We start from the raw sequence: 21,946 nt of genomic DNA on the forward strand, positions 1-21,946 counted from the left end.
GCTTAAATTAATTGTCTAACTTTTTGGGGTCAGTACAATTCGCCTTCTTTTTTATATCTCTGTCAATGGTGTTGCGGTATCCGGTGAGGTATCGTAAACCTTAAAGTCTACTCCTACACCTAAATCAGCTTGTGCTAGCTGATTAACCATGGTCATGTGAGCCAGTTCCTTGATATTGTTTTCCTTAGATAAATGCCCAAGGTAGATCCTCTTAGTGCGGTTTCCCAAGGTACGAATCATAGCTTCAGCACCGTCCTCGTTAGAAAGGTGACCGAGATCCGATAGGATTCGTTGTTTTAGTCGCCAAGCGTAAGAACCTGCTCGCAAAATCTCTACATCATGGTTGGACTCGATAAGATAGCCATCTGCATTTTCGACAATTCCTGCCATTCGATCACTAACATAACCTGTATCAGTCAGCATGACAAAACTCTTATCATCCTTCATAAAGCGATAGAACTGCGGTGCGACTGCATCATGGCTTACACCAAAACTCTCGATGTCAATATCTCCAAAGGTTTTGGTTTTACCCATCTCAAAAATGTGCTTCTGAGATGAATCCACCTTGCCAAGATACTTGCTATTTTCCATAGCCTGCCAGGTCTTTTCATTAGCATACAAATCCATACCATACTTGCGAGCCAAAACTCCTACTCCATGGATATGGTCAGAATGCTCATGCGTAATCAAGATAGCATCCAAGTCTTCTGGTTTGCGATTAATTTCAGCAAGTAGGCTGGTGATTTTCTTACCAGATAAGCCTGCATCCACTAATAGTTTCTTTTTTGGGGTTTCCAGATAAAAGGAATTTCCACTGGAACCCGACGCTAAAATACTGTATTTAAAGCCTGTTTCACTCATTCTGGTCTTCTATTTCGTCCTCCCATACTTCTTCTTTCACTGCATCCTTATCATAAGGGAGCACAATGGTAAAGGTTGATCCCTTACCATATATACTTTTGGCCCAAATAAAGCCCTTATGCTGTTTGATAATTTCTTTAGCGATAGACAGTCCCAGCCCTGTTCCACCTTGAGCACGGCTTCTAGCACGATCCACACGGTAGAAACGGTCAAAGATACGTGGCAAATCCTGCTTAGGAATACCCAATCCTTGGTCTGAGATGGATAAAATCATCTGATCATCAGTCGTCTTCATGGTCACTGTGATTTTTCCACCATCTGGAGAATATTTAATGGCATTGTTGAGAATATTATCAATCACCTGTGTCATTTTGTCTGTATCAATTTCAATCCAGACAGACGTAATCGGATAATCTCTAACCAATTCATATTTCTTTTCTTCGTCTGATCCCCTCATCTTATCAAAGCGGTTAAGAATAAAGGTAATAAAGGCTGTGAAGTTAATCAGTTCCACATCTAGGTGACTAGTTGCATTATCAATTCGAGAAAGATGGAGAAGGTCTGTCACCATCCGCATCATACGGTTGGTTTCGTCTAGAGACACCTTGATAAAGTCTGGTGCAACAGGTTCTGACAAGGCTCCCTCATCCAAGGCTTCAAGATAGGATTTTACACTAGTCAGAGGCGTCCGTAACTCATGACTAACGTTGGAAACAAAGAGTCTTCGTTCGCGTTCTTCCTTCTCCTGCTCCGTCGTATCATGCAAAACAGCTACCAAACCTGAGATAAATCCAGACTCACGACGCACCAAGGCGAAGCGTACACGAAGGCTCAGATACTCACCATTGGCATCCTGAGAATCAATCATGAGTTCAGGAACTTGGGTAATCAAATCACGAAGTTCATACTCATCTTCAATCTGAAGTAATTCTAGAATACTTTTATTGAGAACATCTTCCTTCTGAACACCTAGCTGTTTCTTAGCCATGTCATTAATCATAGTAATCTTACCACGACGATTGGTCGCGAGGACTCCATCTGTCATGTAAGAGAGGATACTGTGCAATCGTTTACTCTCTTGTTCCAGATTTTCTTGGGTCAAACGGATTACTTCTGATAAATCATTGAGATTATTGGTAATATTAGTGATTTCAGAGCTTCCCTGCATATCCAATACCTGAGAATAATCTCCTGCAATCAAGTCTTTAACTTTTTGATTAATTTGCTTCAACCGAATATTATCTCGCCGATTTTCTAGCAAAAGCAAGGTAACAATCAAGATAAAACCCAATAAAATTAAAATGAAGATAAAATCACTAGTAAGAATATTTTTTCTAATCAATTCAATCATTATTTCTCATATAATAACCAACACCACGACGTGTTAGGATATACTCTGGACGACTAGGTGTATCTTCAATCTTCTCACGCAAACGTCTGATAGTTACGTCAACAGTCCGAACATCTCCGAAATAATCATACCCCCAGACCGTTTCAAGCAAGTGTTCACGGGTAATCACTTGACCAATATGAGAAGCCAAGTGGTACAAAAGTTCAAATTCACGGTGGGTCAAGTCTAGTTCTTCACCATATTTTTTAGCCACATAGGCATCTGGTACAATCTCCAAGTCCCCAATTTGCAAAGGTTGGGTTTTCTTTTCATCTGACTCTTGATTATCTACAGAAACCAAGTCCGTACGACGAAGAAGAGCTTTAACACGCGCCTGCAACTCACGATTTGAGAAGGGTTTTGTCACATAGTCATCCGCTCCAAGCTCCAAACCAATAACCTTATCAAATTCGCTGTCTTTAGCTGACAGCATGATAATAGGAACACTACTCGTCTTACGAATAGTCTTTGCAACTTCTAAACCATCAATTTCGGGAAGCATCAAATCCAGAATAATAATATCTGGTTGCTCTGCTTCAAATTGTTCTAGTGCTTCACGACCATTAAAAGCAGTTACAACCTCGTAACCTTCCTTGGTCATATTAAACTTGATAATATCCGAGATTGGTTTTTCATCATCTACAATTAATATTTTTTTCATTTGTTCACCTTTTTCTCTACTATTATACCAAAAAAATAACAAGAAGACACAATAGCTAGTCTTTACTACTGTCTAAGTTGGCTTTTGCATAAGCCTGCCAGATTTTTTGTTGGGGTTTGGCAAGTGGGTAATTCTTAAACTCTTCTGGTGAAAGCCAGCGAACTTCCCTATCTGGAAAGTCATTGTAGTCACTCACCTGACCTGCTACAATTTGAACATGCCACTTACGATGACTAAAGATATGCTTGACAGTCTCAAAATAAATATCAAGCCAATCAACATCTAGGTCATAGTCCTGCTGGAAACTCTCTTCTGGACTGGGACCAAAGTTCACGCTTTCTTCTGCAACCTGATGAAAGAGGTCAAACTGCTCTCCTTGCGAAAAGTTATCAACTTCTATCAAGGGGAAATGCCAAAAACCTGCCAATAGCTTTTCACTTTCATTTTTTTCAAGTAAAAATTGTCCCTGAGTATTTTTGACCACCAAGGCTTTAAGATAAATTGGAACAGGCTTTTTCTTGGGAGCCTTAATTGGATAACGGTCCATTGTGCCATTCTGATATGCCGCACTAAAGTCCTTAACTGGGCTTTCTTCTGGTCTGGGATTTACAGGCGCCTCAATATCAGATCCTAAGTCCATCAAAGCTTGATTAAAGTCACCAGGCCTTTCTGGGTCAATCAAGATTTCCATCATTGCCTGAAAAATTTTACGATTACTTGGAATCCCAATATCGTGATTAACTTCAAATAGACGTGCCAAAACACGCATGACATTACCATCTACAGCTGGCTCTTGCAAGTTAAAAGCAATACTGGAAATCGCTCCTGCTGTGTAAGGTCCAATTCCTTTCAAGCTGGAAATTCCTTCATAGGTGTTTGGAAATTGACCACCAAAATCAGTCATAATCTGCTGGGCTGCAGCCTGTAAATTACGAACTCGAGAATAATAACCCAAACCTTCCCAAGCCTTCAACAAACGCTCTTCAGGCGCATTCGCCAAACTTTCTACTGTTGGAAACCAGTCCAAGAATCGTTCGTAATAAGGGATAACCGTATCCACCCTAGTTTGCTGGAGCATAATTTCAGACACCCAGATATGATAAGGATTTTTACTTCTACGCCACGGTAAATCTCTTTTGTTTTCATCATACCAAGCGAGAAGTTTCTCACGGAAAGAAATGATCTTCTCCTCCGGCCACATGACGATACCGTATTCTTTCAAATCTAACATATCTCTAGTATAACACAGAAGACCCTAACTGTCCTTTTCCCAGTATTAAAAAGCCTCTTCCCAAGGGAAAGAGGACTAAATCTTATTGATGAACAGCTTGGGCTGCTGTGATAAGGGTCAACTTGTAAACATCATCTGCATTACATCCACGAGAAAGGTCGTTAACTGGCTTGTTCAAACCTTGCAAAACAGGTCCTACAGCCGCAAAGCCACCAAGGCGTTCTGCCATCTTGTAACCGATATTTCCTGCCTCGATACCTGGGAAGATGAAGACATTTGCTTGACCAGCTACCGTACTTCCAGGAGCTTTCAGAGCTGCAGTTTCAGGAACAAAGGCTGCATCAAATTGCAATTCCCCATCTATTTCAAGGTCAGGACGCAAGTCATGAGCAATTTTAGTTGCTTCTACAACCTTATCAACACTTTCACCAAAACCTGAACCCTTAGTAGAATAACTTAGCATAGCAATTTTAGGTTCGATGCCAAACATCTTAGCTGTGATTGCTGAGTTAATGGCAATTTCAGCCAAGGCTTCCGCATCTGGATTGATGTTGATGGCACAGTCTCCGAATAGGTAACGTTCCGTACCACGAACCATGAGGAAGGCACCTGAAGTACGAGTAACATTTGGACGAGTTTTGATGATTTGAAGAGCTGGACGAACTGTTGAAGCAGTTGAGTGAATCGCTCCTGACACCATTCCATCAACCAAGCCCAAGTAAACCAACATAACACCAAAATAGTTGACATCTTCAACCAAAACCTTGCGTGCATCTTCTTCAGACATTTTGCCCTTGCGACGTTCTACCAAGGCAGCAACCATTTCTTCAAATTTATCGTAGTGTTGAGGGTCGATGACTTCATAACCGTCCTCGATACCTTCGATTTCAAGATAAATTTTAATTTTTTCAGGATTTCCAAGCAAAACAGGAATCACTTCTGTTTCTTTTACCAAGCGTTTAGTCGCTTGAAGAATACGTGGCTCTTCCCCTTCAGGGAGAACAATACGAGCATTTTTACCAACCAAGTTGGCTTTGAGACTTTCAAAAACTTCCATGAGTTTCCTCCTTTAAAATAATAATTATACTCTGAAACAGTTTTTATAGAGTATTAGTTGATAACTGGGTAATAAGGTTACTGAAATCATCCGGCAAGGGACTTTCTAACTGCAAGTCTTGCTCTAAAAATGGATGATAAAAGGATAGGTAATGGCAATGTAGGGCCTGGCGCTGAATTCCATCGTCTAGACTACCACCATACAAGTCATCTCCCAACAAAGGAAAACCAATATGAGAAAAATGGACTCGGATTTGGTGGGTTCGCCCAGTGTGCAGGCGAATGTCTACCAAATGAATATTCCCATAAGAAGCTACAATCTTGTAAGAAGTATGGGCGTACTTCCCACCTTTAGCTACTCTTCTAGTGATAATGGAGTCTTCATCACGCGCAATCGGAGCAATAATTTCTCCTTCCGGCTCCAAATGTCCATCTCCCTTAACGAGGGCAAAGTAGCGTTTTTCAATGGCCTTCTTCTGCAACTGCTTGTCTAGTCGTGCATGGGCATAGCCGTGCTTGGCAAAGAGCATCAAACCAGAAGTGTCCCTATCAAGTCTGGTCACAATGTGAACCTGCTGATTTTCATAGTTTTGCTTGACGTAGTAACCCTTGATAAAATTTGCAACGGTATTAGAGTGATTGACACTAGGAATAGACGCCACTCCATAGGGTTTATTCAAGACTAGAAAATGGTCATCCTCATAGAGAATATCCAGTGGTCGCTCGATAGCTTCGAGAGTTTCAAAACCTTCCTCAGCAGGAATGTCAATGATAACTCGGTCTCCAATATCCAATAGATACGTCGCATTTTGTGGTTGATCATTGACCAGTATAGCTCCACCTCGAAACTTAATCTTAGCCAGCAGCCCCTTAGAAACCTCGTGCTTTTTTAAGAAGGTCTTAACCTTGACATGCTCATCTGCGATAAATTCAAACCTCATTCGTCCACCTCGCCGATAAAAGCGTCCTTGACACGATTCCAGAAACTGGTATGGCTCGGTGATGCGACAAAGTGAATCTTATGATGGTCGATTTGATACTCAATTCGTTCAATATTACGGAAAGAATAAACGCTATTGTCAACCGAAATGGTATGATAATCGTTTCTCGTTGGTATGAGTTCAATCTTATCCTTCTTAGGCACAATAATGGAAGAGCCCAGGGTTCGATAGACACGATTGTTAAGGCTAGCAATTTCCGTTAATTGCAAAGCTTCAATGGTTGGGTGTAAAACAGCTCCACCAAGCGACTTGTTATAGGCTGTACTACCAGTCGGAGTTGAAACTGTTAGCCCATCTCCACGAAAACGTTCAAAGTGGACACCGTTAATCACAACATCCGCCACCATGGTTCGATCAGACCTGCGGATGCTGGCTTCATTTAGTGCTCTAAAAATCTTCACTTCACCATTTTCAAGAAAGACCTTTACATTTAGAACAGGGTAAGAGACTCTTGCTCCGGTATCTAGCTGCAAATTAGTCACTAGCTTGTCCAACTCAAAATCACGGTAGTCCGTATAGAAGCCCAAATGTCCAGTGTGAACACCAATGAAGCGTACCTTGTCAAGCTGATTTTCGTACTTATGAAAGGCCGACAAGAGCATGCCATCCCCACCAATGGAGATGACAATGTCCGGATTGGTATCATTGAGTATAAACTGATTTCTCTTCAAACGATCTCGCAATTCATACAAAACCCTTTGACTCTGCGGTTTTCTATTAGCTATCAGGTCAATTCGTTTACCTGTATTCTTCATCTGTATCGTCACTGTTTCCTACACCATCATTTAATTTTCTACTCAAAGGATCAAAAAGAGCCTGGGCTTCCTGGATATCATCTCGAATTTTACCCATTTCTTCATCCAACTGATGGGCAATTTTGGCAGTAATTTCCAGTCGCTTCTTAATCTCCTCTGGGAAATCCCCTTGGTATTTGTAGTTGAGAGAATGTTCTATTGTTGCCCAGAAATTCATGGCCAACGTACGAATTTGAATTTCTGCTAAAATGGTCTTGGCTCCATTGATGGTGTCAACCATATATTCTACTACCACGTGATAGGAACGGTAGCCTGAAGCCTTTCGATGAGTAATGTAATCGCGCTCCTGTATAATCCGCATATCCTGACGTTTGCGCAAAATCTCCACTACTTCCTTAACGTCATCTACAAACTGAACCATCACACGCAAACCAGCAATATCTTGCAAATCGTGCTCTAAGGTAGCATAAGTAATGCCACGCCGAGCCATTTTTTCCCTGATGCTCTCAATCGGCTTGACTCGACCAGTCACAAACTCAATAGGAGAATGCTTATTTTGCTTACGATATTGCTTCCGAATACCACGTAGTTTAATCTTTAACTCACCAACAGCTTGAATGTAAGGATCTAGAAATTCTTCCCATTCTAAGGTCATATATTCTCCCTTGTTCTCATATTATCCTTCAAAAATATCTTTGATTTTTTCTCCAGATTCATATACAATAAATACAATGCTTATTATACCATAAATCCGCTTTCAACGATAAAGAAAAGGTAAGAAAAATGAAACATTTAGAAATTGAATTGAAAACACTATTGAAAAAAGATGAATACAATCGTCTAAAAGACCAGTTCACAGGTGTCACTCCTGTTCTTCAAAAAAATTACTACATCGACACGCCTGATTTTGAACTGCGAGAAAAGAAAGTTGCTATGCGCATTCGAACTTTTGAAGATTGGGCAGAATTGACACTCAAAGTCCCACAAAGCGTTGGAAACATGGAATACAATCAAAAATTGCAACTAAAAGATGCTGAGTACTATCTGGCTAAGCAAGAACTTCCTCAAGGTCTAGTACTGGATGAATTGTCTAAACATGGTATCCAAACTAGTGATTGGCAGGTGCTCGGTTGTCTAACAACTCTTCGCTATGAAATGCAAACAGCTATTGGCCTTATGGCGCTGGATGAGAGTCATTACTTTGATATGACAGATTACGAATTAGAGCTTGAAGTGGAAAATCACGAGCAAGGCAAACAGAATTTCCAACAATTTTTAGAGGATAATCAGATTTCCTACCAAAAAGCTCCTTCAAAATTGGGTCGATTTGTCAAAAGCATGAAAAATAGCTGAAATAATCTCTATTTTTTGGTAAAATAGAAAAGATAAAAATACACAAATCCTAGGTCATATATGCAAGACAAATATCACTGGGATTTATAAAGTTTACAGAGGACGGTCTATAATGTCAGATAGAAAAAATATGAAACTTTTCGCACTCAACTCTAACCAAGAGATTGCTCAAAAAATTTCGGATGCTGTTGGTATTCCACTCGGAAAACTGTCATCACGTCAATTTTCTGACGGAGAGATCCAAGTGAATATCGAAGAAAGTGTCCGTGGTTATGATGTTTACATTATCCAATCAACAAGTTTCCCTGTTAACAACCACCTAATGGAATTGTTAATCATGGTCGACGCTTGTGTGCGCGCAAGTGCCCACAGTATCAACGTTGTCCTTCCATATTTTGGTTATGCACGTCAAGACCGCATTGCTTCACCACGTGAGCCACTCACAGCAAAACTAGTTGCTAATATGCTGGTTAAGGCTGGTGTTGACCGTATCCTTACACTTGATTTGCATGCTGTTCAGGTTCAAGGCTTCTTTGATATTCCTGTTGATAACCTCTTTACAGTTCCCCTATTTGCAAAACATTACTGCGATAAGGGCCTACTTGGTTCAGATGTTGTTGTCGTTAGCCCTAAAAATTCAGGTGTAAAACGTGCTCGTAGCTTGGCTGAATACCTTGATGCTCCTATCGCCATTATCGACTACCCTCAAGACGATGCAACTCGCAACGAAGGTTATATTATCGGTGATGTTGAAGGTAAGAAAGCTATCTTGATTGACGATATTTTAAATACAGGACGTACCTTCTCTGAAGCTGCAAAAATCGTTGAACGTGAAGGAGCTACAGAAATTTATGCTGTTTCTAGTCACGGTCTCTTCGTAGAAGGAGCTGCTGAACTTCTTGACAATACAAATATTAAAGAAATTCTTGTGACTGATTCAGTAGCAACAAAAGAAAAAACTCCTAAAAACGTATGCTACATCACTGCTAGTGAGTTAATTGGTGATGCCATCGTCCGTATCCACGAAAGAAAACCAGTCAGCCCACTCTTTGCCTACAATAAAAAGAAATAAGGTGATTCTTTGATTTATTTGGACAATGCTGCAACGACTCCCATGTCAGCAGTTGCTATTTCAGCTATGACTAAGGTTATGCAAGAAACTCACGGAAATCCTTCTAGTATTCATGGTCATGGTCGTCAAGCTGGCAAACTCTTGAGAGAAGCCCGTCAGGAACTAGCTCAGTTATTGGGGACAAAACCTCAACATATCTTTTTCACTTCTGGTGGGACTGAAGGCAACAATACTGCCATCATTGGCTACTGCCTTCGTCACCAAGAACAAGGAAAACATATCATCACAACTGCCATTGAGCACCATGCCGTCCTTGAAACCATTGATTACTTGGTTCAACACTTTGGGTTTGAAGTAACCATTATCCAACCAGAAAAGCAAGAAATCACAGCCCAGCAAATTCAAAAGGCTTTACGTGACGATACGATTTTGGTTTCTACCATGTTTGCTAATAATGAGACAGGAAACCTATTGCCCATTGCTGAAATTGGCCAAATACTCAAGCAACACCCTGCCGCCTATCATGTCGACGCAGTTCAGGCTATTGGTAAAATCCCTATTCCCCCAGAAAAATTGGGCATTGATTTTCTCACTGCTTCTGCCCATAAATTTCATGGTCCAAAGGGAATCGGTTTTCTCTACGCTTCTAGCATGGACTTTGATTCCTATCTCCATGGTGGAGACCAAGAACAGAAGAAACGTGCAGGAACTGAAAATCTGGCTGCCATCGTAGGCATGGTTGCAGCTCTAAAAGAGGACCTAGAAAAACAAGAAGAACATTTTCAACATGTACAAAATCTAGAAACTGCCTTTCTTGCAGAGCTAGAGGGAGTTCAGTATTACCTGAATAGAGGCGAACACCATCTCCCTTATGTTCTCAATATTGGATTTCCTGGCCAGAAAAATGACCTCTTACTCCTTCGTCTAGATTTGGCTGGCATTTCAATCTCTACTGGCTCAGCCTGCACTGCAGGCATTGTACAATCCAGCCATGTTCTTGAAGCCATGTACGGGGCTAATTCAGAACGCTTGAAGGAATCCGTTCGTATCAGTCTCTCACCACAAAATACTGTTGAAGACCTACAAACCCTCGCAAAAACCTTAAAAGAAATTATCGGAGGTTAGCCATATGGCATTTGAAAAAACCATTCAGTTAAAAAATTGTCGTTACGACTACACTCTTAGCCCTTCTGTTAAAAAATTCACCCTCAAAGACAACACCTTTTTTGAGACTAAGGTTGGTAACTATGAACTGACTCGCCTTTTGGAAAAAGTGCCAAACAGCGGTGAAGGATTCCAACTGAAAATCATTATTAACAAGGAACTGACAGGGGCTAAAATCAATATCACTGACAAGTTTGGGCTACGTATAGTTGATATTTTCAAATCAGAAGACCACCACATTCATCAGGAAAAATTCTATTTCCTCATGGATAGCTTGGTAGAACGTGGTGTCTTTACAAAATCGGAAAGATAGGTCCCATATGTTTGAACTGACCTATAAGGACAGCTATCATGTAGAGCGCACTCTCAAGTATGAGGATTACGAGGCTCTCATGCTTGCTCTGTCAGGATGCGTAACCCTACCAGATACACTTTATGTAACTTCTTTGACCTTTAAAGGGCGGGAAGTTTACCAAGGACTGGTCGGAGACCTCTACCGTTTTCTATCACATGCAGATTTTTTAGATCAAAACTAAGATTTTTCTTAGTTTTTTCTTATTTTTGTTGATTTTTTCACAATGTTTCTATAAAATAGAAGAATAGAAAGGTTGTGATTTTGTGAAAGATAAACAGTCTGCTATTCCAAAAGCTACAGCAAAAAGACTCTCTCTCTACTATCGAATTTTTAAGAGATTTCATGCAGAAAAGATTGAACGTGCCAACTCTAAACAAATTGCAGAGGCCATTGGCATTGATTCAGCGACAGTTCGTCGTGATTTTTCCTATTTTGGTGAACTAGGTCGTCGTGGTTTTGGCTATGATGTCAAAAAACTGATGACATTTTTTGCCGATTTGCTTAACGATAACTCCATCACCAATGTCATGCTGGTGGGTATTGGAAATATGGGCCATGCCCTTCTCCACTACCGCTTCCACGAACGTAACAAGATGAAGATTATCATGGCCTTTGACCTAGATGACCATCCTGAAGTCGGTACCCAAACTCCTGATGGAATTCCCATTTACGGGATTTCTCAAATCAAGGAAAAAATCAAGGATGCTGATGTTAAGACTGCTATTCTGACCGTTCCCAGCGTTAAGTCACAAGAGGTTGCTAATCTCTTGGTGGATGCTGGCGTGAAAGGAATTCTCAGTTTTTCACCAGTCCATCTACATTTACCAAAAGACGTGGTCGTTCAGTATGTCGATTTGACAAGCGAACTCCAAACCCTCCTCTATTTCATGCGAAGAGAGGATTAGAAAGCGAATATCATTTTATGAAAAAACCAGTTATTGGGATTACAGGAAACGAAAAAACTCATCCAGATGATGACATCATGATGAGCTACTCAGCAAAAGGCTTTGTTGAAGGCGTTAAAGACGCTGGAGGGATTCCCATCATCCTACCGATTGGTGATCAAGAAATGGCCTGCCACTATATCAGTATGATTGACAAGCTCATCTTGACAGGGGGGCAAAATGTCGATCCAAAATTCTATGGTGAACCCAAAACAATTGATAGCGATGACTACCATCTTCAAAGAGATATCTTTGAACTAGCCCTCATCAAGGAAGCTATTAAACAGAAAAAGCCTATTTTCTCTGTCTGCCGTGGGACTCAACTCTTTAACGTTGCCATGGGTGGAACTTTGTATCAAGATATCGAAGACCACTGGCAAGATTGTTCTGCCGAGTACACAACTCAACGCGTGGTAACAGAGCCAGATACTGTTCTCAGAGAAATCTACGGAGAAATTTCCCATATCAACTCCTTCCACCATCAGAGCATCAAGGATTTAGCCCCCAACTTAAAAGTTGTGGCTCACGATCCTAAAGATGGCATCATTGAAGCTGTTATGAGCACGGATGATGTTGCCTTTCTTGGTGTCCAATGGCATCCAGAATTTCTTTTTGAAAATCGTCCCAAAGATAAAAACCTCTTTGACTATGTCGTTAATGAACTTTAAATTAAATCTGTTTTTTCACGGTAACTAAAGTAACTAGAATGTGAGACAATCAAATGGTCCAAGAGGACAATTCCCATCAGGTCGCAGGCTTCTTTAACAAGTTTAGTGACATGATCATCATTTCGACTAGGCGCTACCGCTCCCGAAGGATGATTATGAACCAAAATGAGAGAAGTCGCCATATGCTTGACAGCATAGTGAAGAATCTCTCGCGGTTCAGCGATACTACGAGTTGCAGAACCGATAAAAATGGTCTGTTGATGGATGATTTGATTTTGAGTATTGAGATAGAGCGCCACCAGGTGCTCTTGTTTTTTATGTCCCAACTCCTGCTGCATCTTCTTGGCCAACTTTTGGCTACTGAGAATACTTTCCATCTCAAGGGTCTCATGCTTGTGAATACGATGACCCAGTTCAATCATAGCTTGTAACTCTATGGCCTTAACACGGCCGATACCAGATAGACTCTGCAATTCCTGCAGGGTCATTTTTTTCAAATCTGTTAGACTTGAAAGATTATTCAAGACTTTCTGGGCAATTTCAAAAACGCTAGCCTGACGTGTCCCTGTCCTGAGTAGAATAGCTAGCAACTCTTGGTTACTGAGCGCTTCAACTCCTTCTTTGGCCAGTCTTTCTCTTGGCAGCAGTGAATCTTCTTGGAATGAAATACTATACATAAAAATCCTCCTCACTTTATTATTCGTGAGAAGGATGAAAAATTAGATTTTTTTCTCAATTGGGGCCACACTGGCCAAAAGTTTTTTCAAACCAACTTCTGGGAAATTGATTTTTAATTCCTGCGTAGCACCGCTACCTGAAACTTCCAGAACGGTTCCCTCTCCCCATTTCTTGTGGAGAGCAATGTCACCAATAGACCAACTTGCCTCATTAGAAGATGATTTTGCACCAGCTGTAAATTGACCAAATGGGAGACCGCTTGACTGGATAGTTTTTGGAGCTGCACTGCGTTTACGGTCTTGGAGTGCCTGCGCCAAACTCATACCTTGACCGAAGGCAACCCCACCACTGCTATAAGATACCTTAAAGCTTGAATTTGAAGGACGAGCCAGACCTTGATACTCAAGCAAGTCTGAACTGATTTCGTTAATAAATCGGGTCGGACGGTTGTAGTTGGTACGACCAAAAAGCAGGCGCGAGTTGGCATTGGTCAGATAGAGAATTTTCTCTGCACGCGTAATTCCTACATAGGCTAGACGGCGTTCTTCTTCCAATTCATCTGGATCCTCAGCTGCACGACTAAGCGGGAAGACATTTTCTTCCATCCCAATCAAAAAGACAACTGGAAACTCGAGACCTTTGGCGGCATGCAGGGTCATCAGGGTCACTTCTGATGTCTCCTGACTACCTGAATCTGTGTCTGCAATCAAGGCCAAGTCATTTAAGAAACGACTTAGTTTATCCAGACCAGTTTCCTCTTCTGGGCCATCAGAGGTATCATCAAAGTTTTTCGTAACAGAGAGGAACTCCTCGATATTTTCAACCCTAGCCTTGCTTTCTAAAGTCGCTTGAGCATTTAGAATATCGACGTAACCTGTTTTTTCTAGGACGGCCTCAACCAACTCTGTAATATTTAATTGATCTAGCTGCTCTCGTAAATCTAGAATCATATTGGCAAAATCCCAGATAGACTGGGCTGCTTTACCCTTGATACCAGATAACATGATGTTGGCTGAAGCATCTAGCATGGACATGTCTTGCATATTCGCAAAGTCACGGATTTTCTCAACTGTACCTGGCCCAATTCCACGTTTAGGCTCGTTGATAATACGCTCAAAACTGATATTGTCACTCAAATTGGCAATGAGGTTGAGATAAGCGATAATATCACGAATTTCCTTACGGCTGTAGAACTTGGTTCCACCTACCATAGTATAAGGGATGTTTGACTTGAGCAGGGCTTCCTCAATAGTACGAGACTGGGCGTTTGTACGATAGAGAACAGCAAAATCCTTGTGAAGGAAGTTTTGACTGCGACCAAGTTCATCAATGGTTTTGGCTACAAAAACAGCCTCATCTAGCTCATCATTGGCACGATAGTAAACGATTTGTTCTCCATCCGCATTTTGAGTCCATAGATTCTTAGGACGACGGTTTTTATTGTTTTTAATGACCTCGTTGGCCGCTTGCAGAATGGTTTTAGTTGAACGGTAATTCTCCTCCAGCAAAACAACCTTGGCTTGGGGATAATCTTTCTCAAAATCCAAGATATTCTGCATATCAGCACCACGCCAACCATAGATAGACTGGTCTGCATCCCCAACCACACAGATGTTTTTAAATCGCGAAGCTAAGAGTTTGACCAGTTGATACTGAGCATGGTTGGTATCTTGGTACTCATCAACGTGGATGTACTGGAACTTCTGCTGATAGTAGGTCAAGACATCAGGATTTTGGTCAAAGAGACGCAAGGTCAGCATAATCAAATCATCAAAGTCAACCGACTCCGACTGACGCAGCTCTTTTTGATAAGATGTATAACACTGGGCCACGATTTGCGTATACACATCACCAGCTTGGGCAGCATAAGCCACATCATCAATCAAATCATTCTTAGCATTTGAAATAGTCCCTAAGATGCTTCGTTCATTCCATTTTTTAGGATCCAAGTTTAACTGTTTGAGAATGCGTTTCATGAGCGTTCGCTGTTCACCAGGATCGACAATAGTAAAATTGCGGTTGTAGCCAATATGGTCCGCATCACGACGCAAAATACGAACACACATGGAGTGGAAGGTCGCAATCAAACAGTCCTGAGTAGCTGGATTAAGATTATAAGCACGCTCCTTCATCTCACGCGCAGCCTTATTGGTAAAGGTAATGGCCAAGATATTCCATGGATTGACCAGCTTTTCATCAATCAAATAAGCGATACGGTGGGTCAAAACACGAGTCTTTCCAGAACCAGCCCCTGCCATGATTAACAAGGGACCTTCTGTCGTTTGCACCGCCTCAGCCTGACGGTCATTCATTCCATTTAATAATGCGTTCATCTTCTCTTCCTTACTCTTGAAGTCAATATTTCTATTATATCAGAATTCAGGGAAAATATCTTTACCTAGACTGGTTACGTGTAGAAGGCAACTTCTTATATTTAGATAAAAAATGAGCTTGGATAGTATTTCCAAACTCATTTCTTACTCAATGAAAATCGAAGTGCAAACTAGGAAGCCAGCCGCAGGCTGTACTTGAGTACGGCAAGGTGAAGCTGACGTAGTTTGAATTTGATTTTCGAAGAGTATAAAGTCAATTACAATATACTAGAACAAACCTAGGACTGTTCCGTCACTTTCAACATCCATATTGAGAGCTGCTGGTCGTTTTGGAAGACCCGGCATGGTCATCACGTCCCCAGTTAGGGCAACGATGAAGCCTGCACCTAATTTTGGCACCAATTCGCGAATGGTAATTTCAAAGTTTTCAGGTGCTCCAAGTGCATTTGGATTGTCTGAGAAGCTATACTGGGTCTTAGCCATACAGATTGGCAATTTGTCCCAACCGTTTTGAACGATTTGAGCAATTTGTGTTTGAGCTTTCTTCTCAAAGTTTACTTTGCTACCACGATAGATTTCAGTAACAATCTTTTCAATCTTTTCTTGGACAGAAAGGTCATTATCATACAAACGTTTGTAGTTAGCTGGATTTTCAGAGATAGTCTTAACAACTGTTTCAGCAAGTGCTACTCCACCTTCAGCACCATCAGCCCAGACACTAGCCAATTCAACTGGTACATCGATTGAGGCACAAAGTTCTTTCAAGGCTGCAATTTCAGTTTCTGTATCAGAGACAAATTCATTAATAGCTACGACTGCTGGAATACCGAACTTACGGATATTTTCAACATGGCGTTTCAAGTTAGCAAAACCGGCACGCACCGCCTCCACATTTTCCTCTGTCAAAGCGTCTTTAGCCACGCCACCATTCATCTTAAGGGCACGAAGGGTTGCTACAATAACTACTGCATCTGGAGATGTTGGCAAATTTGGTGTCTTAATATCAAGGAATTTCTCGGCACCAAGGTCTGCACCAAAACCAGCTTCAGTAACTGTGTAATCAGCCAAGTGAAGGGCTGTTGTAGTTGCCAAGACAGAGTTACATCCGTGAGCGATATTGGCAAATGGACCACCATGTACAAAGGCAGGTGTTCCGTAAATTGTCTGAACCAGGTTCGGCTTAATCGCATCCTTCAAAATCAAAGCTAAGGCACCTTCAACCTGCAAATCACCTACAGAAACAGGTGTACGGTCATAGCGATAACCGATAACGATATTAGACAAACGGCGTTTCAAGTCCTCGATGTCTGTTGCCAAGCAAAGAATCGCCATGATTTCGGAAGCAACTGTAATGTCAAAGCCATCCTCACGTGGGATACCATTTAGAGGACCACCAAGTCCAACGGTCACATGGCGAAGAGCACGGTCGTTCAAGTCCACAACACGTTTCCAAAGGATACGACGTTGGTCAATTCCCAACTCATTTCCTTGGTGTAAGTGGTTGTCAATCAAGGCAGAAAGCGCATTGTTGGCAGTCGTAATGGCATGCATGTCCCCCGTAAAGTGTAGGTTGATGTCTTCCATTGGCAGAACTTGAGCATAACCACCACCAGCAGCACCCCCTTTAATCCCCATTACTGGACCAAGAGATGGTTCGCGGATAGCAATCATGGTTTTCTTGCCAATCTTGTTCAAGGCATCCGCCAGACCAATGGTAATGGTTGATTTTCCTTCACCTGCAGGTGTTGGATTGATGGCAGTAACCAGAATCAATTTTCCAACTGGATTGCTCTCAACTGCACGAATTTTATCAAAGCTGAGCTTAGCCTTGTACTTTCCGTACAACTCCAAATCATCGTAAGAAATACCAAGTTTCTCTACAACATCAACGATTTGCTTCAACTCAATACTCTGTGCGATTTCAATATCTGTTTTCATTCAAAACTCCTCTAAACTCTTATATGATAATTCATTATAACACAAAACAAGATTTTTAACATCCGAAAACTCTCTAAACGTTCGTAAATATCCTTATTTTTAAGGTTTTTAGACTCCTTTCTTAAATTTTATATGGCTTTATAGTTTGAAACTATATTCTTTCCTTTTACCAAAATTTTATCACTTTCATTTTACTTACCGTTTATTTTTGTGTACAATAGTGCTATGAAAATTTTAGTTACATCGGGCGGTACCAGTGAAGCTATCGATAGCGTCCGCTCTATCACTAACCATTCTACAGGTCGCTTGGGAAAAATCATCACAGAAACTTTGCTTGCTGCAGGGCATGAAGTTTGTTTGATAACAACAAAACGAGCCGTGAAGCCAGAAGCCCATCCCAACCTAAACATTCGAGAAATTAACAATACCAAGAACCTTCTTCTGGAAATGAAAGAACGTGTTGCAGATTATCAGGTTTTGATTCACTCAATGGCCGTATCTGATTACACTCCTGTCTATATGACAGGGCTGGAGGAAGTTCAGGCTAGCTCTAATCTAGAAGAATTTTTAAGCAAGCAAAATCATCAAGCTAAGATTTCTTCAACTGACGAGGTTCAGGTTTTGTTCCTAAAAAAGACACCCAAAATCATCTCTCTAGTCAAGGAGTGGAATCCTGCTATTCATCTGATTGGTTTCAAACTGCTGGTTGATGTTAACGAAGACTATCTGGTTGACATTGCTAGAAAAAGTCTTATCAAAAACCAAGCAGACTTGATTATCGCAAATGACCTCACTCAAATCTCAGCGAACCAGCATCGTGCAATCTTTGTTGAAAAAGATCAGCTTCAAACAGTCCAGACTAAAGAAGAAATTGCAGAACTCCTCCTTAAAAAAATTCAAGCCTATCATTCATAGAAAGGAAAGCTATGGCACATATTCTCTTGGCTGTAACAGGCTCAATCGCCTCTTACAAGTCGGCAGATTTAGTCAGTTCTCTAAAAAAACAAGGCCACCAAGTCACTGTTTTAATGACTCAGGCTGCTACAGAGTTTATCCAACCTTTGACACTACAGGTACTCTCACAGAATCCTGTCCACTTGGATGTCATGAAGGAACCCTATCCTGATCAGGTCAATCATATCGAACTTGGAAAAAAGGCGGATTTATTTATTGTGGCCCCTGCAACTGCTAACACTATTGCAAAACTAGCCCACGGATTTGCGGACAACATGGTAACCAGTACGGCTCTAGCCTTGCCAAGTCATATCCCAAAACTCATCGCACCAGCAATGAATACAAAAATGTATGACCATCCGGCAACTCAGGCTAATCTGAAAACATTAGAAAGCTACGGCTATCAGCTGATTGCTCCTAAGGACTCCCTACTAGCTTGTGGCGACCATGGACGAGGAGCTTTAGCTGACCTCACAATTATTTTAGAAAGAATAAAGGAAACTCTCGATGAAAAAACGCTCTAATATTGCACCCATTGCTATCTTTTTTGCAACCATGCTCGTGATACACTTTCTGAGCTCACTTATCTTTAACCTTTTTCCATTTCCAATCAAACCGACCATCGTTCATATTCCTGTCATTATTGCCAGCATTATTTACGGTCCACGCGTTGGAGTTACACTTGGATTTTTGATGGGGCTACTTAGCTTAACTGTTAACACGATTACAATTCTACCGACAAGTTACCTCTTCTCCCCATTTGTACCAAACGGAAACATCTACTCAGCTATCATTGCAATTGTCCCACGTATTTTGATTGGTTTAACTCCTTATCTAGTCTATAAATTAATGAAAAACAAGACTGGTCTGATTCTAGCTGGTGCCCTGGGTTCACTTACCAACACAGTCTTTGTACTTGGTGGAATTTTCTACCTTTTTGGAAATGTCTTTGATGGTAATATCCAAAAACTCCTAGCAACTGTTATCTCAACAAATTCGATTGCTGAATTAGTCATTTCCGCAGTTCTAACCCTAGCCATTGTTCCACGACTACAAACCTTGAAGAAATAAAAATAATCTCCGCTTTCATACTTGAAGGTGGAGATTTTATTTGATGTATTTTGTGTTTTTAGTGAAATGTTTACTAGTCTTTAACTAAGAAATGACTTATACGCCTAAGTAAATCCTTGATTTATTGTCTTGTTTATTGTACTATACTAGTGTATATACAGTTAAAAAGGAGATTCTTATGAACACACGGAAAAAGACACAATTTATGACAATGACTGCCCTCTTAACGGCTATTGCGATTTTGATTCCAATTGTTATGCCTTTCAAAATCGTCATTCCACCTGCTTCCTATACTTTAGGAAGCCACATCGCTATTTTTATTGCCATGTTCTTATCGCCCTTGATGGCTGTTTTTGTCATCCTAGCCTCTAGTTTTGGATTTTTGATGGCTGGCTATCCCATGGTTATCGTTTTTCGAGCTTTTTCCCATATCTTTTTTGGGACATTGGGAGCTCTTTACCTACAAAAATTCCCTGATACCCTAGATAAACCAAAAGCTTCCTGGATTTTTAACTTTGTGTTAGCGCTTGTCCATGCCCTTGCTGAAGTATTGGCCTGTGTCGTTTTTTACGCAACTTCTGGTACCAATGTAGAAAATATGTTTTATGTTCTATTTGTGCTGGTTGGATTTGGCACAATTATCCATAGTATGGTAGACTATACATTAGCACTAGCTGTCTATAAAGTGCTTCGAAAACGCCGTTAAAAGGAAGAACTATGACAAAAGATCGCAAACAAGCCCTGCTCCAACTCTTGAAAGAAGCTCCTAAAGCCCTCAATGGCCAAAGTTTAGCTGAACATTTTCATGTTACACGCCAGGTCATTGTACAGGACATTGCAATTTTGAGAGCCGATGGCGCTCCTATCCTATCCACCAATCGTGGCTACATCTATAAACAAATTGAAACCAATCCTTATGTTCACAAACTTTTCAAAGTGAAACATGAAGTTGAAGAAATCGGTCAAGAACTCCTTGCTATCGTTGATAATGGTGGACGTGTTCAAAATACCTTGATTGACCATCCCGTCTATGGAGAAATTGAAACCTTGCTGAAACTGTCTTGTCGCAGAGATGTGCAACATTTTCTAGAACAAGTCGAGCATTCTGATTTTAAACCTTTATCTGAATTGACAGATGGCATCCATTATCACCTAGTCGAAGCCGAAACACAACAAGACCTCCACTATATCGAGGAGGCCTTGGATAAGCTCGGTTATTTAGTAAAAGACTAAAAAATCTCTTTCTCCCAGCCATCTTCTGTACGGTGGCGGTAGAAAAATTCAGATTTGTCAGGATCTTCCATCATTTCCATCAAGGGTAACATATCATAGGCCAGATCCAAATTTGGAATCTGGTCTTTTTGAATCCAATAGTTCAAATAGTAACAATGATATTTAAAAACCACATTGAATGAAAATTAACAACTACTTGCTTACTAAAAATATATCACCAGTTATGTTGATCAACATTATCCTTAGTCACAAGATAAATTGGAGAAACTGTTTCTTTTTCCAGTTTTTTCCCTTGATAATGATCTATTGCTGATTGAATAGCAATTTCACCCATCTTAGCTGGTTGCTGAGCAATAGTGGCAGTAATATCACCTTTTGCAATAGCATCATGTGCATCTGGTTGACCATCAATACCAACAATTAATACATTGCTAAGACCAGCTGCTTTTACTGCTTGTGCAGCTCCTAACGCCATCTCATCATTCTGTGCAAAGATTGCTTGTACTTCTTTGTTTCCTTGAATCATATTTTGCGCTGTATTCAAAGCTTTTGCGCGATCAAAATTAGCGGATTGACTAGAAAGAACATCTAAATTTGTCTTTGAAATTTGTTCAAATCCTTTACCTCTATCTACAGTTGCAGAAGCGCCAGGGACTCCTGATAATTCAAAAGTTTTTGCTTTTTCTCCCAATTGCTTGGTAATAAATTCTGCAGCCATTTTACCTGCTTCTACGTTATCAGAAGCAACAGTTGTCAAGACTTCACCACCATTACTACCGCGGTCAATTAAGATTACCGGAATGTTTGCATTATTAGCAGCTTTAATAGATGTAACAATTGCATCAGAATCAACTGGATTAATTAGTAAAGCATCTACATTTTGACTAATAAAATTTTGAATATCATCTGCTTGTCTAGCAGCATCATCTTGTGCATCTGCTATCTTCAAAGTTACTTCTTTTTCCCCTGCAGCTTTTTCAAGGCCATCTTTCATAGCCACAAAATAAGGATTGTTAGTAGTAGAAATAGAAACTCCTAATTTTAATTCTTTTGCCGACTTTTGAGTCGTAGATTTATTATCATTTGATGAATTTCCTAAACCAGTTTTTCCACAAGCTACTAAAGCAAAAATAAATGTTACAAACAAAGCAAAAATGCTAATTTTTTTAATATTTTTCATGTTATTACTCCTCGTAATATATATCTATAGGGATAGTTTCAATCCCGA

24 protein-coding genes and 1 pseudogene are annotated in these 21,946 nt (G+C 40.6%); 12 read left to right on the forward strand and 13 right to left on the reverse strand.

The window, feature by feature from the left end:
• Positions 1-51: 51 nt before the first annotated feature.
• The 8 genes from JQ841_RS05780 to yjbM all read right to left on the reverse strand — a co-directional run bounded on the left by JQ841_RS05780 (position 52) and on the right by yjbM (position 7,610).
• Positions 52-861, reverse strand: coding sequence for an MBL fold metallo-hydrolase (locus JQ841_RS05780; RefSeq protein ID WP_049501781.1), 810 nt, complete (start codon positions 859-861; stop codon positions 52-54).
• Entirely contained in the window at positions 854-2,212 is a 1,359-nt protein-coding gene (gene vicK / locus JQ841_RS05785; RefSeq protein ID WP_049501782.1) for a cell wall metabolism sensor histidine kinase VicK, read from the reverse strand. The genes JQ841_RS05780 and vicK overlap by 8 nt, the downstream gene beginning before the upstream one ends.
• A complete protein-coding gene (yycF, locus tag JQ841_RS05790) occupies positions 2,205-2,912 on the reverse strand; it encodes a response regulator YycF (protein WP_000722072.1) in 708 nt (235 codons plus the stop codon). Before yycF ends, vicK begins: the two co-directional genes overlap by 8 nt.
• 55 nt (positions 2,913-2,967) lie before the next feature.
• On the reverse strand, positions 2,968-4,143 hold the full coding sequence (gene mutY, locus JQ841_RS05795) for an A/G-specific adenine glycosylase (protein ID WP_049491688.1): 1,176 nt from the start codon (positions 4,141-4,143) through the stop codon (positions 2,968-2,970).
• A gap of 82 nt (positions 4,144-4,225) precedes the next feature.
• Positions 4,226-5,200 (reverse strand): phosphate acetyltransferase, encoded by a 975-nt coding sequence (gene pta / locus JQ841_RS05800; protein ID WP_000451571.1) that lies wholly within the window; start codon positions 5,198-5,200, stop codon positions 4,226-4,228.
• A 43-nt stretch (positions 5,201-5,243) separates the two neighbouring features.
• Complete coding sequence (locus tag JQ841_RS05805; protein WP_203180396.1) at positions 5,244-6,140, reverse strand: RluA family pseudouridine synthase; 897 nt, start codon at positions 6,138-6,140, stop codon at positions 5,244-5,246.
• Complete coding sequence (locus tag JQ841_RS05810; RefSeq protein WP_000799056.1) at positions 6,137-6,955, reverse strand: NAD kinase; 819 nt, start codon at positions 6,953-6,955, stop codon at positions 6,137-6,139. Before JQ841_RS05810 ends, JQ841_RS05805 begins: the two co-directional genes overlap by 4 nt.
• Positions 6,939-7,610 (reverse strand): GTP diphosphokinase, encoded by a 672-nt coding sequence (gene yjbM, locus JQ841_RS05815; RefSeq protein WP_203180397.1) that lies wholly within the window; start codon positions 7,608-7,610, stop codon positions 6,939-6,941. Before yjbM ends, JQ841_RS05810 begins: the two co-directional genes overlap by 17 nt.
• Positions 7,611-7,738: 128 nt before the next feature.
• On the opposite strand from yjbM, the gene JQ841_RS05820 reads away from it, so the two are divergent.
• The 7 genes from JQ841_RS05820 to JQ841_RS05850 all read left to right on the forward strand — a co-directional run bounded on the left by JQ841_RS05820 (position 7,739) and on the right by JQ841_RS05850 (position 12,511).
• Entirely contained in the window at positions 7,739-8,308 is a 570-nt protein-coding gene (locus JQ841_RS05820; RefSeq protein ID WP_203180398.1) for a CYTH domain-containing protein, read from the forward strand.
• 112 nt (positions 8,309-8,420) lie between these two features.
• Positions 8,421-9,380, forward strand: a complete 960-nt coding sequence (locus JQ841_RS05825) for a ribose-phosphate diphosphokinase (protein WP_049551214.1) — start codon at positions 8,421-8,423, stop codon at positions 9,378-9,380.
• Between the two features lie 9 nt (positions 9,381-9,389).
• Entirely contained in the window at positions 9,390-10,505 is a 1,116-nt protein-coding gene (locus tag JQ841_RS05830) for a cysteine desulfurase family protein (RefSeq protein WP_203180399.1), read from the forward strand.
• A 4-nt stretch (positions 10,506-10,509) separates the two neighbouring features.
• Entirely contained in the window at positions 10,510-10,857 is a 348-nt protein-coding gene (locus JQ841_RS05835; RefSeq protein WP_084926532.1) for a DUF1831 domain-containing protein, read from the forward strand.
• Between the two features lie 7 nt (positions 10,858-10,864).
• Entirely contained in the window at positions 10,865-11,080 is a 216-nt protein-coding gene (locus JQ841_RS05840; protein ID WP_153210301.1) for a DUF4649 family protein, read from the forward strand.
• An 82-nt stretch (positions 11,081-11,162) separates the two neighbouring features.
• The gene (locus JQ841_RS05845; protein WP_084926534.1) at positions 11,163-11,804 is read left to right on the forward strand and encodes a redox-sensing transcriptional repressor Rex; all 642 of its coding nucleotides are present in this window, start codon (positions 11,163-11,165) and stop codon (positions 11,802-11,804) included.
• Positions 11,805-11,821: 17 nt separating this feature from the next.
• A complete protein-coding gene (locus tag JQ841_RS05850) occupies positions 11,822-12,511 on the forward strand; it encodes a gamma-glutamyl-gamma-aminobutyrate hydrolase family protein (protein WP_203180400.1) in 690 nt (229 codons plus the stop codon).
• Here the strand turns inward: JQ841_RS05850 and radC are convergent.
• The 3 genes from radC to JQ841_RS05865 form a co-directional block, all read right to left on the reverse strand.
• Positions 12,508-13,188, reverse strand: a complete 681-nt coding sequence (gene radC, locus JQ841_RS05855; RefSeq protein WP_203180401.1) for a RadC family protein — start codon at positions 13,186-13,188, stop codon at positions 12,508-12,510. The two genes, JQ841_RS05850 and radC, sit on opposite strands and share 4 nt — an antisense overlap.
• A gap of 42 nt (positions 13,189-13,230) precedes the next feature.
• Positions 13,231-15,522: a DNA helicase PcrA gene (gene pcrA, locus JQ841_RS05860; RefSeq protein WP_203180402.1), complete on the reverse strand. Its 2,292-nt coding sequence runs from the start codon at positions 15,520-15,522 to the stop codon at positions 13,231-13,233.
• Positions 15,523-15,789: 267 nt separating this feature from the next.
• Complete coding sequence (locus JQ841_RS05865) at positions 15,790-17,460, reverse strand: formate--tetrahydrofolate ligase (RefSeq protein ID WP_203180403.1); 1,671 nt, start codon at positions 17,458-17,460, stop codon at positions 15,790-15,792.
• A gap of 225 nt (positions 17,461-17,685) precedes the next feature.
• On the opposite strand from JQ841_RS05865, the gene coaB reads away from it, so the two are divergent.
• From coaB to JQ841_RS05890, 5 genes are all read left to right on the forward strand, one after another.
• A complete protein-coding gene (gene coaB / locus JQ841_RS05870; protein ID WP_203180404.1) occupies positions 17,686-18,375 on the forward strand; it encodes a phosphopantothenate--cysteine ligase in 690 nt (229 codons plus the stop codon).
• A gap of 11 nt (positions 18,376-18,386) precedes the next feature.
• Positions 18,387-18,938 (forward strand): phosphopantothenoylcysteine decarboxylase, encoded by a 552-nt coding sequence (gene coaC / locus JQ841_RS05875; RefSeq protein ID WP_203180405.1) that lies wholly within the window; start codon positions 18,387-18,389, stop codon positions 18,936-18,938.
• Positions 18,922-19,485, forward strand: a complete 564-nt coding sequence (locus JQ841_RS05880) for an ECF transporter S component (RefSeq protein ID WP_000747412.1) — start codon at positions 18,922-18,924, stop codon at positions 19,483-19,485. The genes coaC and JQ841_RS05880 overlap by 17 nt, the downstream gene beginning before the upstream one ends.
• Before the next feature lie 178 nt (positions 19,486-19,663).
• Complete coding sequence (locus tag JQ841_RS05885) at positions 19,664-20,191, forward strand: ECF transporter S component (protein ID WP_001097393.1); 528 nt, start codon at positions 19,664-19,666, stop codon at positions 20,189-20,191.
• Positions 20,192-20,202: 11 nt separating this feature from the next.
• On the forward strand, positions 20,203-20,718 hold the full coding sequence (locus tag JQ841_RS05890; RefSeq protein ID WP_094753280.1) for a transcription repressor NadR: 516 nt from the start codon (positions 20,203-20,205) through the stop codon (positions 20,716-20,718).
• Here JQ841_RS05890 and JQ841_RS05895 read toward each other — a convergent pair.
• Together JQ841_RS05895 and JQ841_RS05900 are read right to left on the reverse strand one after the other, a co-directional pair.
• Positions 20,715-20,855 (reverse strand): annotated as a pseudogene (locus tag JQ841_RS05895) (8-oxo-dGTP diphosphatase); the annotation flags it as partial. The gene JQ841_RS05890 and the pseudogene JQ841_RS05895 overlap by 4 nt on opposite strands.
• A gap of 77 nt (positions 20,856-20,932) precedes the next feature.
• Positions 20,933-21,898, reverse strand: a complete 966-nt coding sequence (locus JQ841_RS05900) for a substrate-binding domain-containing protein (RefSeq protein WP_000789622.1) — start codon at positions 21,896-21,898, stop codon at positions 20,933-20,935.
• Between the last annotated feature and the right edge of the window lie 48 nt (positions 21,899-21,946).

It is taken from the genome of Streptococcus mitis, assembly GCF_905187535.1.
GTDB classification, from domain to species: Bacteria; Bacillota; Bacilli; order Lactobacillales; family Streptococcaceae; genus Streptococcus; species Streptococcus mitis_BS.

Excerpts from the sequence above, each read along its gene's own strand:
- JQ841_RS05780 (WP_049501781.1), bottom strand. The coding sequence starts at position 861 with ATGAGTGAAACAGGCTTTAAATACAGTATTTTAGCGTCGGGTTCCAGT.
- vicK (WP_049501782.1), bottom strand. The coding sequence starts at position 2,212 with ATGATTGAATTGATTAGAAAAAATATTCTTACTAGTGATTTTATCTTC.
- yycF (WP_000722072.1), bottom strand. The coding sequence starts at position 2,912 with ATGAAAAAAATATTAATTGTAGATGATGAAAAACCAATCTCGGATATT.
- mutY (WP_049491688.1), bottom strand. The coding sequence starts at position 4,143 with ATGTTAGATTTGAAAGAATACGGTATCGTCATGTGGCCGGAGGAGAAG.
- pta (WP_000451571.1), bottom strand. The coding sequence starts at position 5,200 with ATGGAAGTTTTTGAAAGTCTCAAAGCCAACTTGGTTGGTAAAAATGCT.
- JQ841_RS05805 (WP_203180396.1), bottom strand. The coding sequence starts at position 6,140 with ATGAGGTTTGAATTTATCGCAGATGAGCATGTCAAGGTTAAGACCTTC.
- JQ841_RS05810 (WP_000799056.1), bottom strand. The coding sequence starts at position 6,955 with ATGAAGAATACAGGTAAACGAATTGACCTGATAGCTAATAGAAAACCG.
- yjbM (WP_203180397.1), bottom strand. The coding sequence starts at position 7,610 with ATGACCTTAGAATGGGAAGAATTTCTAGATCCTTACATTCAAGCTGTT.
- JQ841_RS05820 (WP_203180398.1), top strand. The coding sequence starts at position 7,739 with ATGAAACATTTAGAAATTGAATTGAAAACACTATTGAAAAAAGATGAA.
- JQ841_RS05825 (WP_049551214.1), top strand. The coding sequence starts at position 8,421 with ATGTCAGATAGAAAAAATATGAAACTTTTCGCACTCAACTCTAACCAA.
- JQ841_RS05835 (WP_084926532.1), top strand. The coding sequence starts at position 10,510 with ATGGCATTTGAAAAAACCATTCAGTTAAAAAATTGTCGTTACGACTAC.
- JQ841_RS05840 (WP_153210301.1), top strand. The coding sequence starts at position 10,865 with ATGTTTGAACTGACCTATAAGGACAGCTATCATGTAGAGCGCACTCTC.
- JQ841_RS05850 (WP_203180400.1), top strand. The coding sequence starts at position 11,822 with ATGAAAAAACCAGTTATTGGGATTACAGGAAACGAAAAAACTCATCCA.
- radC (WP_203180401.1), bottom strand. The coding sequence starts at position 13,188 with ATGTATAGTATTTCATTCCAAGAAGATTCACTGCTGCCAAGAGAAAGA.
- pcrA (WP_203180402.1), bottom strand. The coding sequence starts at position 15,522 with ATGAACGCATTATTAAATGGAATGAATGACCGTCAGGCTGAGGCGGTG.
- JQ841_RS05865 (WP_203180403.1), bottom strand. The coding sequence starts at position 17,460 with ATGAAAACAGATATTGAAATCGCACAGAGTATTGAGTTGAAGCAAATC.
- coaB (WP_203180404.1), top strand. The coding sequence starts at position 17,686 with ATGAAAATTTTAGTTACATCGGGCGGTACCAGTGAAGCTATCGATAGC.
- coaC (WP_203180405.1), top strand. The coding sequence starts at position 18,387 with ATGGCACATATTCTCTTGGCTGTAACAGGCTCAATCGCCTCTTACAAG.
- JQ841_RS05880 (WP_000747412.1), top strand. The coding sequence starts at position 18,922 with ATGAAAAAACGCTCTAATATTGCACCCATTGCTATCTTTTTTGCAACC.
- JQ841_RS05885 (WP_001097393.1), top strand. The coding sequence starts at position 19,664 with ATGAACACACGGAAAAAGACACAATTTATGACAATGACTGCCCTCTTA.
- JQ841_RS05890 (WP_094753280.1), top strand. The coding sequence starts at position 20,203 with ATGACAAAAGATCGCAAACAAGCCCTGCTCCAACTCTTGAAAGAAGCT.
- JQ841_RS05900 (WP_000789622.1), bottom strand. The coding sequence starts at position 21,898 with ATGAAAAATATTAAAAAAATTAGCATTTTTGCTTTGTTTGTAACATTT.